Origin of the sequence: Mycobacterium helveticum (assembly GCF_007714205.1) — a bacterium.
Classification (GTDB): domain Bacteria; phylum Actinomycetota; class Actinomycetes; order Mycobacteriales; family Mycobacteriaceae; genus Mycobacterium; species Mycobacterium helveticum.
On record NZ_VMQU01000146.1, the window covers coordinates 1 to 12,448 of the forward strand.

The window sequence follows — 12,448 nt, forward strand, 5'->3', positions numbered from 1 at the left end:
GCCCGGGTGACAAGCTCGGACACTACGCCCGCCGCCGACGCCTACTGGGAAGACGGCGGCCCCACCGAGCTGCCCAAGGTCATAAGTTGTTAAACTACCCTCATGTCTGCGAGGAAATCTGCTGGTCAGCGTGTCGGGGTGGGGTCGGCGGCGATTTATGCCCGGATTTCCTCGGATGCCGAGGGCACCGGGTTGGGGGTGGCCCGGCAGTTGGAGGATTGCCGCAAGCTCGCCGCTGATCGGGGTTGGCCGGTCGGGGCTGAGTATGTCGACAACGATGTGTCGGCGTTTTCCGGTAAGCCGCGCCGCGAGTACGCCCGGATGCTGGCTGATCTGGCATCGGGTGATCGTGATGCGGTGATCGTCTACAACTTGGATCGGCTGCATCGGCGTCCGGTGGAGTTGGAGGAGTTCGTCACGTTGTGCGAGTCAGTGGGGGTGCGCGATGTGGCGACGGTGACCGCCGACATCGACTTGGGCAATGATGACGGGTTGTTCATGGCCCGCATTTTCGCGGCGTTCGCCGCCAAGGAGTCCGGGCGTAAGTCGGCGCGGATTCGCCGCAAGATGTTGCAAAACGCCGAGGCCGGGTTGCCGCATGGTTCAGCGCGCCCGTTCGGGTATGAAGCCGACAAGATCACTGTGCGCGAGTCGGAGGCCGCAGTCGTCCGTGAGATGGTGGACCGGTATCTGGCCGGCCAGTCCTTGCGGTCGTTGACAATCTGGCTCAACGAGTCGCAGATCGCCCCGAGCGTGGCGAAGTCGTGGCAGACCACCGCCGTGCGCCAGGTGTTGTCCTCGGGCCGCATCGCCGGGTTACGGGAGCACCGCGGGGAGGTGATCGGTGAGGCGGTATGGCCCGCCATCATCACCCCAGCAGACCGTGATCGGGTGTTGGCGCGGATGGCGGCACGCGCGGTGACCAAAACCAGATCAGCACGCACGTATCTGTTGTCGGGGATGTTGCGCTGCGGGCGGTGCGGCAACCGGCTGTATTCCCACGCGCGGCATAGCAATCCGCAGAATCGGGTGCGCCGTTATGTGTGTTTGAAAGGGCCGGATCATGGTGGGTGCGGCCGGTTGACGGTGGTCGCCGCCCCGGTCGAAGAACTTCTGACCGAGGCGGTGCTGGCGCGGTTGGATTCACCGCAGCTGGCCGATGTGCTGGCCGGCAAAGCCACCGCTAATGCCGATGTTGCCGGTTTGGCGGCTCAGGTCGACGCGGATCAGCAACGTCTGGATGAGCTGGCGGGGTTGTATGCCGATGGCGCCATTACCGCCCGGGAGTGGATCGCTGCGCGTGATCCGATCACCGACCGCATCACCACAGCGCGCCGTGATATTGCTGCGGCGACCGACACGACGGCGGTCTTCGAGTTGGCCGGCACCGGCGGTGCGCTGCGCACCGAGTGGGACGGGCTGGATTTGGGTCGCCAGCAGGCGATCATCAAAGCGGTGTTGGATCACGCGGTCATCGCACCGGGCACCCCCGGTTCGCGCCGCCTGGACATCGACCGGGTGGCCCCGGTGTGGCGGGTCTGAACCGCCGGCGGCGCCGGGCGTGCTGCCCCGAGCAGGGTGGCGATGCGTGCGATGACGGTCGGGTCGGTGACGGCGACTGGCAAATTCTGGCGTTCACATGAGGCGGTCAGCCACGCGATGAACTCCGGGCGCTCGTGCAGCGGGACCGCGCCGGCATCGTGGTTGCCGGCGGCGCCGCCCGCGGGCGTCGTGGCCATCACCCGGCCCCGCGTGGTGGGGGCGGGATGCGGGTGCAGACAGTCCGGGATTCGGTGATACCGGTGATGCGGGCGCCAATGTGGCGCAGCGCTGCGGAGATGACCAGGACGCGGTCCCCGGCGCTGGTATGTCCGGCGCGGTCGAACTCCCACAGCATCGCATCGGTGTCGATCGGTTGGTGTTGCCTGCCTGTGCTCGTCGTCACGTCGTCAGCGAAATAGGCGGATCGTGGATCGTTTTGTGGCTGCGAATGTTTGGCCGTCTGGTGGCGGGTCCAGGTGGCGCGGGCGGTGCGCAGGGCGCCCATGGTGGTCGAGTAGCGCCGGGATTTGGTGGTGATATGGCCGCGGTAGCCCAGGGTGTGCAGCCAGCGCCCGATCCCCGCCAACGACGAGTCTGCCGAGGCGGTGTGTTCGGCGAGGTAGGCGATGGTGGACAGGATGGCCCGCACATGTTCGCTAACATCCATGTCGCCGATCGCTTCTGCCGTGAGGCGCCGGGCGGTGATGCCGAAGTCGTGCAGGGATTTGGTGACGTATTTCGCCAGGTATGCCGCGACCCGACGCGGCGACAACGGCGATACCGACGCGGCTGCGGTGTCGTCGGTTTCGGAATCGATTGCGGCTATTGGCGTTTCGGGTGTCAATGGTTGAGTGTCGATCTGGGTGCCGAACCGCAAGCCCCGCACCGCCTCTTGACCGGCGTCGCCGGTGGCTATGTCGATGCGGACGTGGCGGGCGGCGCGCTGGATCAGGGCGGCTAGGTCGGCGGGGGTGATCGGTGATGACCAGCCGGTGTGCTGGTCGGCTGTCGGACGGGGCTCCCCACCACCCCGCGGGGCGGCGGGGCCGTGACGGTTGTGGTCACCCGATCCGGTGGTGTCGTTGTCGGCTGGTGGCGGGTCGAGGCGGATCAGAGCGTGGATATGGGGGATGGCGCGGGCTTGCAGTTCAACGACTTTGACGAAGCTCACCCGCACCGAACCGGGCTTGACGCCAACTGTTTTCAGGTGTGTCGCCACGGCGCGTCGTAGTGCAATGGTGAAGCGCCGCCACAGCTCGGGCAGATGCCAAGTAAACAAGACATGCCCGAGGTAGTCATAGCAGTCCCCGCACAGCGGCTGGCCGACCATAGGGTCATCGATACGGTGGATTATGTTGCACCGCAACTGGTTTCCATGCGAGCATCGGGTGGCTGAGCTGGCGCCTTTGCGAGTGTGGCAGGGTGTGCCGGTGGCATTGTGCACCGCCCCGTAGCTCGGCGCGGTCAAGGTGGCGAACACTTGCGGGCGGGCCGCGACTTCGGCGGGTATGTTGTGGTGGCCGCCGGCGGCTCCGGCGTGGACGAGTTGCCAGGTGTCGCGGGCGTAGAGGTCTGAGCATGACGGGCACACCGCGTGACGGCGGTTGTTGCAGCGTGTCCACACGGTGTGCCGACGCCCGGCGGTGTCGGCACCGGACAGCTGGATGGGGTGGGCGCAAAACCCGACCGATTCGGCGCGATGCCACCACGACCCGAAACTCGGTGAGGATGCGCGGCGCAGCATCTGGGTGACCACCGCATCGGCATCGATGGTGGCCGGCAGGCCCGGCAGCACGAACGCCGGCTGCGCGACAGTGACGGCGACGGTGTTCACCGGTTGCCCTGTTCGCCTGAACGCGGTGCCCGAAAGGTGCGGGCCAACAAGGTGATATCGCGATCGGTGACGTGGAAGGCCCGGACCCGTATCGGTTCGGCGGTGCCGTCGATCATCACGTACCCGATGCCGGGGGTGGCATCGGCGATCAGGTCGCATTCGGCGCCGGCATCGCGGGCGCCTTGACCGAGCACCATCGCGGTTTGGGTGGCCTCGGTCATGCGCAGCCCGATGCGCACGGTGAACAATTGGCGTACCGGCAGGGTGTCTTTGGCCGGGTCTTGCACCGCGGCGACCACCGAAATCCCGACCGCACGCCCCTGGGACAACAGCAGGCCGAGGAGTTGTTCTGTCTCGGCGCGGAGTTTGCGGTCGGTGACATAGGCGGTCAGCGCGGCGATCTCATCAATGATCAGCACGATCAGCGGTTCGGCCGGTGTAGGGGTGTGCAGGCGGGTGTGCCCGCGCAGCCGGGTGGCGCGGGTCTGCATCAGCTCCACCAGCTCGCGCAGCAGTTCCACAGCGGGCTGACCGGTGTGGTAGCAGAACCGGGTGAACAGCGGCGCGCCGGCACCGAGTTCCATGCCGCCTTTGGGGTCGATCACCCACAACCGCACCCGCCCGGTTTTGACCTGGGGTGCCAGCCCGGCGATCAGCGACCACAGCACTGAGCCTTTGCCGGCTCCGGTGGCCCCGGCGGCCAGGATGTGCTGGCCCAACACCGGTAGGTGCCACCAGCGTCGTGATTCGGTGACCCCGACCCGCACCGCGCCCAGATCGACCGCCGACCCCGAGGTTGGCATGGGCACCGCGGCCGGCTGGCCGAGCACATCCCCGCGGCCGATGATGATCCGCAGCTGCCCCGGCGCGGTGGCGCGGATCGTCAACCGCTCCGCTCCCCATGTCGCCGCCAACGCCGGAGCGCGTTTCTGCCAGTCAGCGATTGACTGGCCGGTCACCACGCGCAGGCTGATCACGTCGGCGTGGCGGCCGATCCGCACCGACACCACAGCCGGGACCAGGGTGCGCTCACCCAATTTGGCGGTCAGCCCGTGCAGGGCGCACACCGACGCCCAATTACGCCCGTAGCGCCACCACGTCAGGAAACGTTGTCGCACCGGGTTGGTTACCCACCGGCTAAATGATGACGGCTCCAGGATTGCCCAGCCGCTGCATGCCGCGATCTCCACAACGGCGGTCAACACGCCGGCCCGCGCGCCGTGACTGACGGCGACCCAGAGCGCCACCGTGGCCGGGATGCTCAGGACCGGAAACAGGATCGCCCACCACAGTAACTGTCCGGTGGCTTTGACCAATCCCACGATCAGCTCGCCGATCCAGTCATCATCAGGTGATGGATTGTTGTTGTGGTGCTTACGGTTTGGGGTGTTCGACATGACGGTCTTCCTTCACTGACAGCGGAAAGCGGGGTGGGGGCGCCAGCCCGGCAGCCCCTACGCGGTGGTCTGCGTGACTGCCGGGCTGGCCCGCGGTTACCGGGCCTGCTGGCCCGTCTTGACGGTGCCGGGGTCGGTGGCGGTGATCGCTTCGGCCCGATACGCGATGCCCGAGCGGCCGTCTTGCGACCACGGCAACGCCACCAGACCCGTCACACACGCCGGTTGGCCGACAACGACTTTCGGTTCCCCGACCACGGTGACCGCGAGCACTTCACCGCCGGTGGCATCCAGGGCGATCAACTGCACCTGCCACAACGCCTGTCCAGTGGCCTTGTCCACGCGCGGTGCACCGGTGTCGAAATTGGTGCGCTGCTCAGGAATCCGCGTGCACAAAAACGTCACCCCGGTGGTGTCGATACGTAACTTCATGGATTGCTGTCCTTCCTTGCGGTGTTGGCGCGGTCTGTTCGGCCGCGACTCAAGGACAGCGCCATCCCGGATGCGCCCGGAAGTGACAGGCAGTGATACTGGTGATGACCGTAAACGCGCACACGCAGCTGACCTGCGCTGATGTATGCGGCATGATCGACGTCATGGCCGCCGCCGACCCGATCCGCGCACTCAACGCGCAGCGGCTCAGCCAAGCCCGCAAACGCTACGGCTACAGCCTGCGCGAGTTGGCAATCGAGGTCGAAAACGTGCGCAAGCTACGCGGCGATGCCGACCTGCCCACCCAAGAGTCCCTGCGACAAAAAATCGCCCAGATCGAGCGGACCGGAATGCTCGGCCCGGTGTGGCGCGAAGACCTCGCCGCGGTGTTCGGCGTCGAACCCGACGAAATGTTCAGCGTGCCCATCGCCACCGAGCTGCCGCACCCGCTGCTGCTACAACTCCCCGTCGACCACGACGTACTCGCCGTCATCGCCGCCCAGCAACATGCCCACATCCAAGCTGAGCACACCTTCGGCCCCCAACACGCCCGCCCCCTGGTGGAATCCGATCTGCTCACCATCGAATCCCTCATCGTCCACGCACCCTCGCAGGTCAAGGCAGAAATGCGCCGAGCCGCCGGGGCCATCGCCGAAGTCGCCGGGTGGATCGCCCAAGACCTCGGCGATCACGCCGCCGCGGAGAAACTCACCCACACCGCAGCCCTGCACCTACGTACGGCCGGCCCGGCATTCAACGCCATGATCCTGATGCGCCAATCCAACATTCTCACCCGCACCAACCCCGACCTGGCCACCGCCTTGGCCGCCGATGCCGCCGAACTCATCGAAGGCCACGACGTGGGCCGTCTGGCCGCCAGCATCGCCCGCCAACAGGCCCTCGCGGAGCTGGCCAATCACAACGAGCGGGGATTTCATCGCCACGCCGCCGCAGCCCTCGAACTCGGTGACCTGCAACCCCACCCGCATGATCACGCGATCTACGCCCACGGTGCCTACGTCGCCAGCGAGATCGCCGCCGGCTACCTACGCATCGGTGACCCCGACAAAGCAGTAGCGCTGCTCGCCGGACACCATCACGCCTGGACATCACACCAGCACCGCGATCAGACCGTGGCCGATATGCGACTCCTGCACGCCTACATCGCCACCAGCGAATACCAGCAAGCACTGACACTGACCGCCACAGCAATCCCCGGCTACCTGTCCGCGCCCTCGCAGCGAGCCAGACTTCATCTCGCGCGGGCAGGCACAATCGTGCGGGACCGTCGACGGCGAAACAAAGACCCGATCCTGCAACAGCTCGCCGGCCGCATCAAAAACGCCACCCAAGGAGTCACCCCATGAACCGCCGAGTCATCCCCGACACCACCACCACCGACCCCGCGGCCACCCACGCGGTCGCGGTGCTGCCGGTCGGCTCATTCGAACAACACGGCCCCTACCTGCCGCTGGGCACCGACACCCTCATCGCCACTGCCATCGCATCCGCAATCAGTCAGCACCACAACGTATTTCACCTACCACCGGTCACGTTCGGCTGCTCCCACGAACACGCCGCCTACCCCGGAACCATCAGCATCAGCGCCACCACCTTGGCCGCGATCGTCGCTGACATCATCGAATCGCTGGCACGCCAGAACATCGCCGGGCTGATCGTCGTCAACGGCCACGGCGGCAACGCGGTACTCACCAACGTCGTCCAACAAGCCAACCACCCCAAAAACCCCGTCAAGGCTGGGCTCTACCCCAGCCGCGAAGACTGGGCCGAAGCCCGCACCACCGCAGGAATCCACAGCAGCAACCACGACGACATGCACGCCGGCGAACTGGAAACCTCCATCCTGCTCGCCACCCACCCCGACTACCTGCACGACGGCTGGCAGACCAGCGACCACACCGCCAACGACCGCCGCTACCTCACCAGCCTCGGCATCCACGCCTACACACCCACCGGCGTCATCGGCTCCCCATCCCAGGCCACCGCCGCCAAAGGCAGCAGTGCCCTCGACCACCTCGGCCGCAACGCCGACACCCTGATCGAACTCCTCACCACACGTTGAGCACAAGCGACAGCTCGGCGGCTACCTTCCGGGCTTCGCTGCGCTCCCTTCGCTTCCGTCCGCTGGCGCTCCCGTCCGCGCCGGTCGCTCCACTGCGCCCTGCGTCCGCCGCCGAGCACCAGACCAGCGCCCACCACCCAGTGAGAACACCGGCCGTGTTCGCGCCTGCCGCCGCCAGGCCAACGGCGTTTGCGCCTCTCGCGCGGCGACCAGAGCCGGGCCAGACCACCGGCCACCGTGGGACACATGCCCTGACCTCGCGCGTGAGGACTTTCTTTACTGCTATCGAGCGCGATCACCAAGGCGTCCAATATCCGCGCGGACGGGTGGTTTTCTCGTCCTTGTTCCAACCGCGCGTAGTAGTCGGCACTGATGCCGGCCCGCACGGCCACCTCCTCGCGGCGCAGCCCAGGGGTGCGCCGCCGTCTCGGAAGATCGCCGTGGCGCTGCTGGCTGGGTGTGATCGCCTCGCGTCGCGCCCGAAGAAATTCTCCCAGTGTCTTGGTCACGAAGCGATGCTAGCCAGCGCGGCGTCCTGGGTGTCAAATTCCGAGGTTAAGCTCCCCCTTCCGCGACCTGCAGTTCCTCGCCACCATATGTACTCATGGCATCAATCGACCGCTTGGCCGAAGGGAACAGGGTTTTAGGCCGCTTGCAGATATCGACACGGGCGGAGGACGGGCCTGAGCATGGGCGGGGCTACCCAGCGCGGATACGGCGGTACGGCGAAGGGTCGGTTCGTTCCCTGGTGGCGACCACACCGACGACGTACTCGGGTCAACGACCCGAACGTAGCAGCCTGGAGTGACAGCAACCCGAACCTGAAGGGCAACGACTTTGCTGGGTATTCTCAAGCGGGCGTGGATTCCGCTGGTGATCGTCGCGGTTGCGGCCGTCGGGGGCTTCGTGGCTTACCGATTGCAGGGAGTGTTCGGCTCGCACCGAGTCGCGGAGGTGGGCCCGGTCGAGCAGATTGTGCCGATCAACGTCAAGCGCGTGGTTTACGAGGTTACCGGGCCCCCGGGCACGGCGGGTGTGGTCAATTACCTGGACGAGAACGCTCAGCCTCAGCGCGCAAATTTCACCACCTTGCCGTGGTCATACACCGTGACCACGACCATGCCGGGAATGTTCGCCAACGTGGTGGCACAAGGGGACAGCAACACGCTCGGTTGCCGGATTCTGGTCAACGGTGTGGTGCGCGACCAGCAGTCCGCAGCCCGTTTCGACGCTCAGGTTTTCTGCTTGGATAAAGCCGCGTGAGCGGCGGCCACGCCGAGCGGCCTCTTGCGGCGCGGATGTTGCGGCGGCTGGCGGTGCCGATCGTGCTGGGTTGGCTGGTGTTCGCCGTCGTCGTCAGCGTCTTCGTGCCTCGACTGGATCTGGTGGAACGACAGAACTCGGTCGGCCTATTGCCTAAGGATGCTCCGTCGCTGATCGCGATGAAGCGCATGGGCAAAGTTTTTCACGAGTTCGACTCCGACAGCGTCGCGATGGTGGTGCTGGTGGGCGACAAACCGCTGGGCGACGAGGCACGTCGCTTCTACGACGATCTCGTGCGCCGGCTCGAGCGCGACACCGCGCATGTCGAGAAAGTGCAGAACTATTGGGGGGAATTGGTCACGGCGGGCGGCGAGCAGAGCGCCGATAGTAAGGCCGCCTACGTGCAGCTCAACCTCGCCGGCGACCAGGGCTCCTCGCGGGCGGATGAGTCGGTGCACTCAGTCGAGCAGATCGTGGCGCACTCTCATCCGCCGCCGGGTGTCAAAGCATATGTGACCGGTCAGGCGCCGCTGACCACAGACTTGACTGAAGCCGGCGACCGGGGTCTGGCCAAGCGCACGGCGATCACGATCGCCGTAGCCGCGCTGATGTTGCTCATCGCTTACCGGTCGATAGCCACCCTGCTGATCGTGCTGATGGTGATTTTTGTCGAACTGGCCACCGCGCGGGGAACCGTGGCATTCATCGGCAACTTTCACGTGATCGGCTTCACCACGTTCGCGGTCAGTCTGCTCATGGCGCTGGCCATCGCGGCCGGCACGGACTACGCGATCTTTTTTCTCGGCCGCTATCACGAAGCCCGTCAAAGTGGCGAAGACCGTGAAACCGCTTACTACACGACATACCGTGGAGTTGCCCATGTCGTGTTGGGTTCCGGGCTAACGATCGCCGGCGCGATGCTGTGCCTGCGGTTGGTCCGGCTGCCCTACCTCAATACATTGGCGATTCCATGCGCGGTGGCACTGGTCATCGTGATCGCGGCCTCGCTGACGTTGATGCCGGCTCTGCTGGCCATCGACGCGCGGTTCGGCCTACTCGACGCCAAGCGAAAGACCAATATTTACCGGTGGCGGCGACTAGCGACGGCCACGGTGCGCTGGCCCGCCCCGATCCTTGCCAGCGCTGTGGTCGTCTCAATAGTCGGGGCGCTGACCCTGCCGGGGTATCACACCAACTACGACGACCGCTATTACGTTCCCGCGAGCCTAGCGTCCAACGTCGGCGACCGCGCCGCCACGCAGCATTTCACCCATGCCCGGCTGAATCCGGACCTGTTGCTGGTCGAAGCCGACCACGACCTGCGTAACCCGGTGGACATGCTCGACCTGGATAGGATTGCGGCGAGTATCTTCCGGGTGCCGGGCATCGCGCGGGTGCAAAGCATCACCAGGCCGCTGGGATACAACATCGAGCACGGCACCATACCGTTTGCGATCGGCATGCAGCCCGTCCCGATCCGGGAGAACCTGCAGTATCTGAAGGACCGCTTGGCCGATATCCTGCGGCTGACTCGAGACGACCTCGGCGTCCAGATCGCGACGTTAGAGCGCATGTACACGGTGCAACAAGAGCTGACGGATGCGATAAGCGACAGTGCTCGGGTCACAGCTGATACTGCCGCTATTACGGACAAAATACGCGACCACCTCGCAGATTTTGACGATTTCTGGCGGCCACTTCGCAGCTATTTCTACTGGGACAAACATTGCTTCGACATCCCCATGTGTTGGTCGTTACGCTCGATCTTCGACGCTTTGGACGGCTTCGACAAACTCGCCGAGAACTTCCATTCTCTTGCCAAAGATCTTCAAAATAGTGCTGATGCGTCCCGTAAGCTGGTCGCGCTGATCCCGCCGTTGATCGCTGTCGCGAAGTCGATGCAGACTACGTTCCTAACCCTGTACAGCAGCTTCTCGGGCCTGGTCACTCAAATGGACCGCATGACCGACACCAGCACACTCATGGGCGAATTCTTCGACAAAGCAAAAATTGACGGCCTCTTCTACATCGCGCCAGAAGTGTTCGACAGCCCTGACTTTAAGACCGGCCTCAGGCTGCTGGTCTCCCCCGACGGCAAATCCACCCGTATGATCATCACCCACAACATCGACCCCGCCAGCCCCGAGGCGATCTCCCACGTCGACGCAGAACTCAAGGCCGCACGCGAGGCGGTCAAAGAAACCCCCTTGGCCAGTGCGAAGTTATACCTGGGTGGCACGGCGGCTACTTACCGAGATATCCAAGAATCCACCAAATACGACGTCATGACCGAGGCCATCGCCGCGCTCATCCTGATCTTCATCGTCATGCTGGTCATCACCCGCGCGCTAGTCGCCTCGATGGTCATCGTCGGCACAGTCGTGCTCTCGCTAGCGACCGGCTTCGGCCTGTCGGTGCTGTTTTGGCAACACATCTACGGCTTGGAACTGCACTGGATCACCTTGCCTTTCGCAGTCACCATTTTGCTGGCCGTGGGATCTGACTACAACCTGTTGCTGGTCTCGCGGTTCAAGGAAGAAATCGGCGCAGGACTGAAGACCGGCATCATCCGGTCCGTAGGCGGCACCGGCGGAGTCGTGACCACGGCCGGCTTGGTGTTCGCCTTCACCATGGCCTCTTTGGCGGTCAACGAGCTGTACACGCTCAAACAGGGCGGCACCACCATCGGGTTGGGCCTGCTCATCGACACGCTGATCGTGCGCTCGCTGATGATCCCATCCATCGCTACCCTGTTGGGGCGCTGGTTCTGGTGGCCGCTACGGGTCCGCCCCCGCCCAGCCAGCGAACTGCTCCGATCTGTGGGCCCCCGTCCACTGGTGCGCGCACTGCTCCTGAGGGGATAGTTTACCGACTTGTCACTAACCTCAAATATGTGTGCCATAGCGGCGAATCCGCAGGTCGAGGTAGGTGGGATGCGACAGAGCAGGATCAGGGGCCTAACACGTCCTTAACCTACCCCCATCCCGTTGATAGGGCCGGCGAGCGGGCACCACCGGTGTCAATCGTTGTGGAATCAGGCCGACGTGACCCTGCGAACAGCCGTCCGGTAGATGGCGTGTTCATCGCGGAGCCCGATAGCTACGACATGGCGGGTGTCTTCGTCGACTTGTCGGTAAATCAAACGGAATCGTTGCGGCCGCCGGCTTGAGATATCAAACTTGACCCGCGCCAGTCCAGTGAGATCCCCGCTGATGCGCCGTTCACCGAGTAGTTTGCCCTGCACCCGCCCGTGCGCCAGGTCGTCGATGATAGCCTGCGCCGCCTCCAATGCGGCCGGGTCGGCCTTCTGCACGGCCACGAGGTCGGCCAGAACGTCCAATGCGAAGGTAAGCCGATAGCGGGCAGGTCGCTGGTTTTCTCCGCTCACGCAGAGCGGCCAGCACGAAGCCGGTCGAGGACCTCGTTCACCTCAGCCTGGCTCAAGTGTCGTCCATCATCTCGAGCGAGCCGCTCGCGGGCCAGCTCTGCGTCGAGCTCGTCCTCGGCGGCCTCAAGCAGCTTCTCCCACACCGCCACGGGGACGATGACGCCTTGCGCCCTGCGGTGCGAGCCGAAGTACACCGGCTCCCCCTCGCCGGCGTCGAAGCGTTGCGCGATCTTGTGCAGCGCATCTCGCGCCTCACCCGTGGTCACGACGTTCGCCATACGGATATCGTACGACAATCCGTACGGTTTGTGCCTCGCCCACCTCTCCAATACAGGGGGTAGGTTTGCGACTTGTCACCAATTTGGTGCTGGTCTGCCCCTACCACCACCGGCGCCACCACCAAGGCCACATCACCATCACCGGACCCGCCGACGCGCTCACCGTCACCGACAGCGACGGGCGGCAACTACGCCCGGGATCGCTGGCCCGCCCATCCACCCGTCCCCCAC

At 65.0% G+C, this 12,448-nt stretch carries 10 protein-coding genes and 2 pseudogenes; 6 read left to right on the forward strand and 6 right to left on the reverse strand.

Going from position 1 to position 12,448, the window contains the following annotated elements:
• Positions 1 to 102: 102 nt before the first annotated feature.
• Positions 103 to 1,542: a recombinase family protein gene (locus FPZ47_RS23535; protein WP_210419976.1), complete on the forward strand. Its 1,440-nt coding sequence runs from the start codon at positions 103 to 105 to the stop codon at positions 1,540 to 1,542.
• Between the two features lie 196 nt (positions 1,543 to 1,738).
• Here the strand turns inward: FPZ47_RS23535 and FPZ47_RS23545 are convergent, their stop codons facing one another.
• The 3 genes from FPZ47_RS23545 to FPZ47_RS23555 all read right to left on the reverse strand — a co-directional run bounded on the left by FPZ47_RS23545 (position 1,739) and on the right by FPZ47_RS23555 (position 5,205).
• The gene (locus tag FPZ47_RS23545) at positions 1,739 to 3,286 is read right to left on the reverse strand and encodes a replication initiator (protein ID WP_246133567.1); all 1,548 of its coding nucleotides are present in this window, start codon (positions 3,284 to 3,286) and stop codon (positions 1,739 to 1,741) included.
• An 86-nt stretch (positions 3,287 to 3,372) separates the two neighbouring features.
• On the reverse strand, positions 3,373 to 4,773 hold the full coding sequence (locus tag FPZ47_RS23550) for an FtsK/SpoIIIE domain-containing protein (RefSeq protein WP_144955930.1): 1,401 nt from the start codon (positions 4,771 to 4,773) through the stop codon (positions 3,373 to 3,375).
• Positions 4,774 to 4,869: 96 nt separating this feature from the next.
• Positions 4,870 to 5,205: an SCO3933 family regulatory protein gene (locus FPZ47_RS23555; protein WP_144955927.1), complete on the reverse strand. Its 336-nt coding sequence runs from the start codon at positions 5,203 to 5,205 to the stop codon at positions 4,870 to 4,872.
• Between the two features lie 104 nt (positions 5,206 to 5,309).
• On the opposite strand from FPZ47_RS23555, the gene FPZ47_RS23560 reads away from it, so the two are divergent.
• A complete protein-coding gene (locus tag FPZ47_RS23560) occupies positions 5,310 to 6,572 on the forward strand; it encodes a hypothetical protein (protein WP_246133566.1) in 1,263 nt (420 codons plus the stop codon).
• Positions 6,569 to 7,288: a creatininase family protein gene (locus tag FPZ47_RS23565; protein WP_144955925.1), complete on the forward strand. Its 720-nt coding sequence runs from the start codon at positions 6,569 to 6,571 to the stop codon at positions 7,286 to 7,288. Before FPZ47_RS23560 ends, FPZ47_RS23565 begins: the two co-directional genes overlap by 4 nt.
• A gap of 290 nt (positions 7,289 to 7,578) precedes the next feature.
• On the opposite strand, the pseudogene FPZ47_RS29845 reads toward FPZ47_RS23565, so the two are convergent.
• A pseudogene (locus FPZ47_RS29845) lies at positions 7,579 to 7,797 on the reverse strand (helix-turn-helix domain-containing protein); the annotation flags it as partial.
• A gap of 328 nt (positions 7,798 to 8,125) precedes the next feature.
• Here FPZ47_RS29845 and FPZ47_RS23575 point away from each other — a divergent pair.
• Positions 8,126 to 8,551, forward strand: a complete 426-nt coding sequence (locus tag FPZ47_RS23575) for an MmpS family transport accessory protein (protein ID WP_144955922.1) — start codon at positions 8,126 to 8,128, stop codon at positions 8,549 to 8,551.
• A 35-nt stretch (positions 8,552 to 8,586) separates the two neighbouring features.
• Complete coding sequence (locus FPZ47_RS23580) at positions 8,587 to 11,415, forward strand: MMPL/RND family transporter (RefSeq protein WP_144955939.1); 2,829 nt, start codon at positions 8,587 to 8,589, stop codon at positions 11,413 to 11,415.
• A 170-nt stretch (positions 11,416 to 11,585) separates the two neighbouring features.
• On the opposite strand, the gene FPZ47_RS23585 is transcribed toward FPZ47_RS23580, so the two are convergent.
• Both FPZ47_RS23585 and FPZ47_RS23590 read right to left on the reverse strand, forming a co-directional pair.
• Positions 11,586 to 11,939, reverse strand: coding sequence for a type II toxin-antitoxin system RelE/ParE family toxin (locus FPZ47_RS23585; protein ID WP_144955919.1), 354 nt, complete (start codon positions 11,937 to 11,939; stop codon positions 11,586 to 11,588).
• The gene (locus tag FPZ47_RS23590) at positions 11,936 to 12,217 is read right to left on the reverse strand and encodes a type II toxin-antitoxin system Phd/YefM family antitoxin (RefSeq protein WP_144955916.1); all 282 of its coding nucleotides are present in this window, start codon (positions 12,215 to 12,217) and stop codon (positions 11,936 to 11,938) included. The genes FPZ47_RS23585 and FPZ47_RS23590 overlap by 4 nt, the downstream gene beginning before the upstream one ends.
• Positions 12,218 to 12,294: 77 nt before the next feature.
• Between FPZ47_RS23590 and FPZ47_RS30780 the strand changes: the two are divergent.
• Positions 12,295 to 12,448 (forward strand): annotated as a pseudogene (locus tag FPZ47_RS30780) (hypothetical protein); the annotation flags it as partial.

Bases quoted from the DNA above. Each gene is read 5' to 3' on its own strand.
- FPZ47_RS23535 (WP_210419976.1), top strand. From the start codon at position 103: ATGTCTGCGAGGAAATCTGCTGGTCAGCGTGTCGGGGTGGGGTCGGCG.
- FPZ47_RS23545 (WP_246133567.1), bottom strand. From the start codon at position 3,286: ATGCTGCGCCGCGCATCCTCACCGAGTTTCGGGTCGTGGTGGCATCGC.
- FPZ47_RS23550 (WP_144955930.1), bottom strand. From the start codon at position 4,773: ATGTCGAACACCCCAAACCGTAAGCACCACAACAACAATCCATCACCT.
- FPZ47_RS23555 (WP_144955927.1), bottom strand. From the start codon at position 5,205: ATGAAGTTACGTATCGACACCACCGGGGTGACGTTTTTGTGCACGCGG.
- FPZ47_RS23560 (WP_246133566.1), top strand. From the start codon at position 5,310: ATGACCGTAAACGCGCACACGCAGCTGACCTGCGCTGATGTATGCGGC.
- FPZ47_RS23565 (WP_144955925.1), top strand. From the start codon at position 6,569: ATGAACCGCCGAGTCATCCCCGACACCACCACCACCGACCCCGCGGCC.
- FPZ47_RS23580 (WP_144955939.1), top strand. From the start codon at position 8,587: ATGTTGCGGCGGCTGGCGGTGCCGATCGTGCTGGGTTGGCTGGTGTTC.
- FPZ47_RS23590 (WP_144955916.1), bottom strand. From the start codon at position 12,217: ATGGCGAACGTCGTGACCACGGGTGAGGCGCGAGATGCGCTGCACAAG.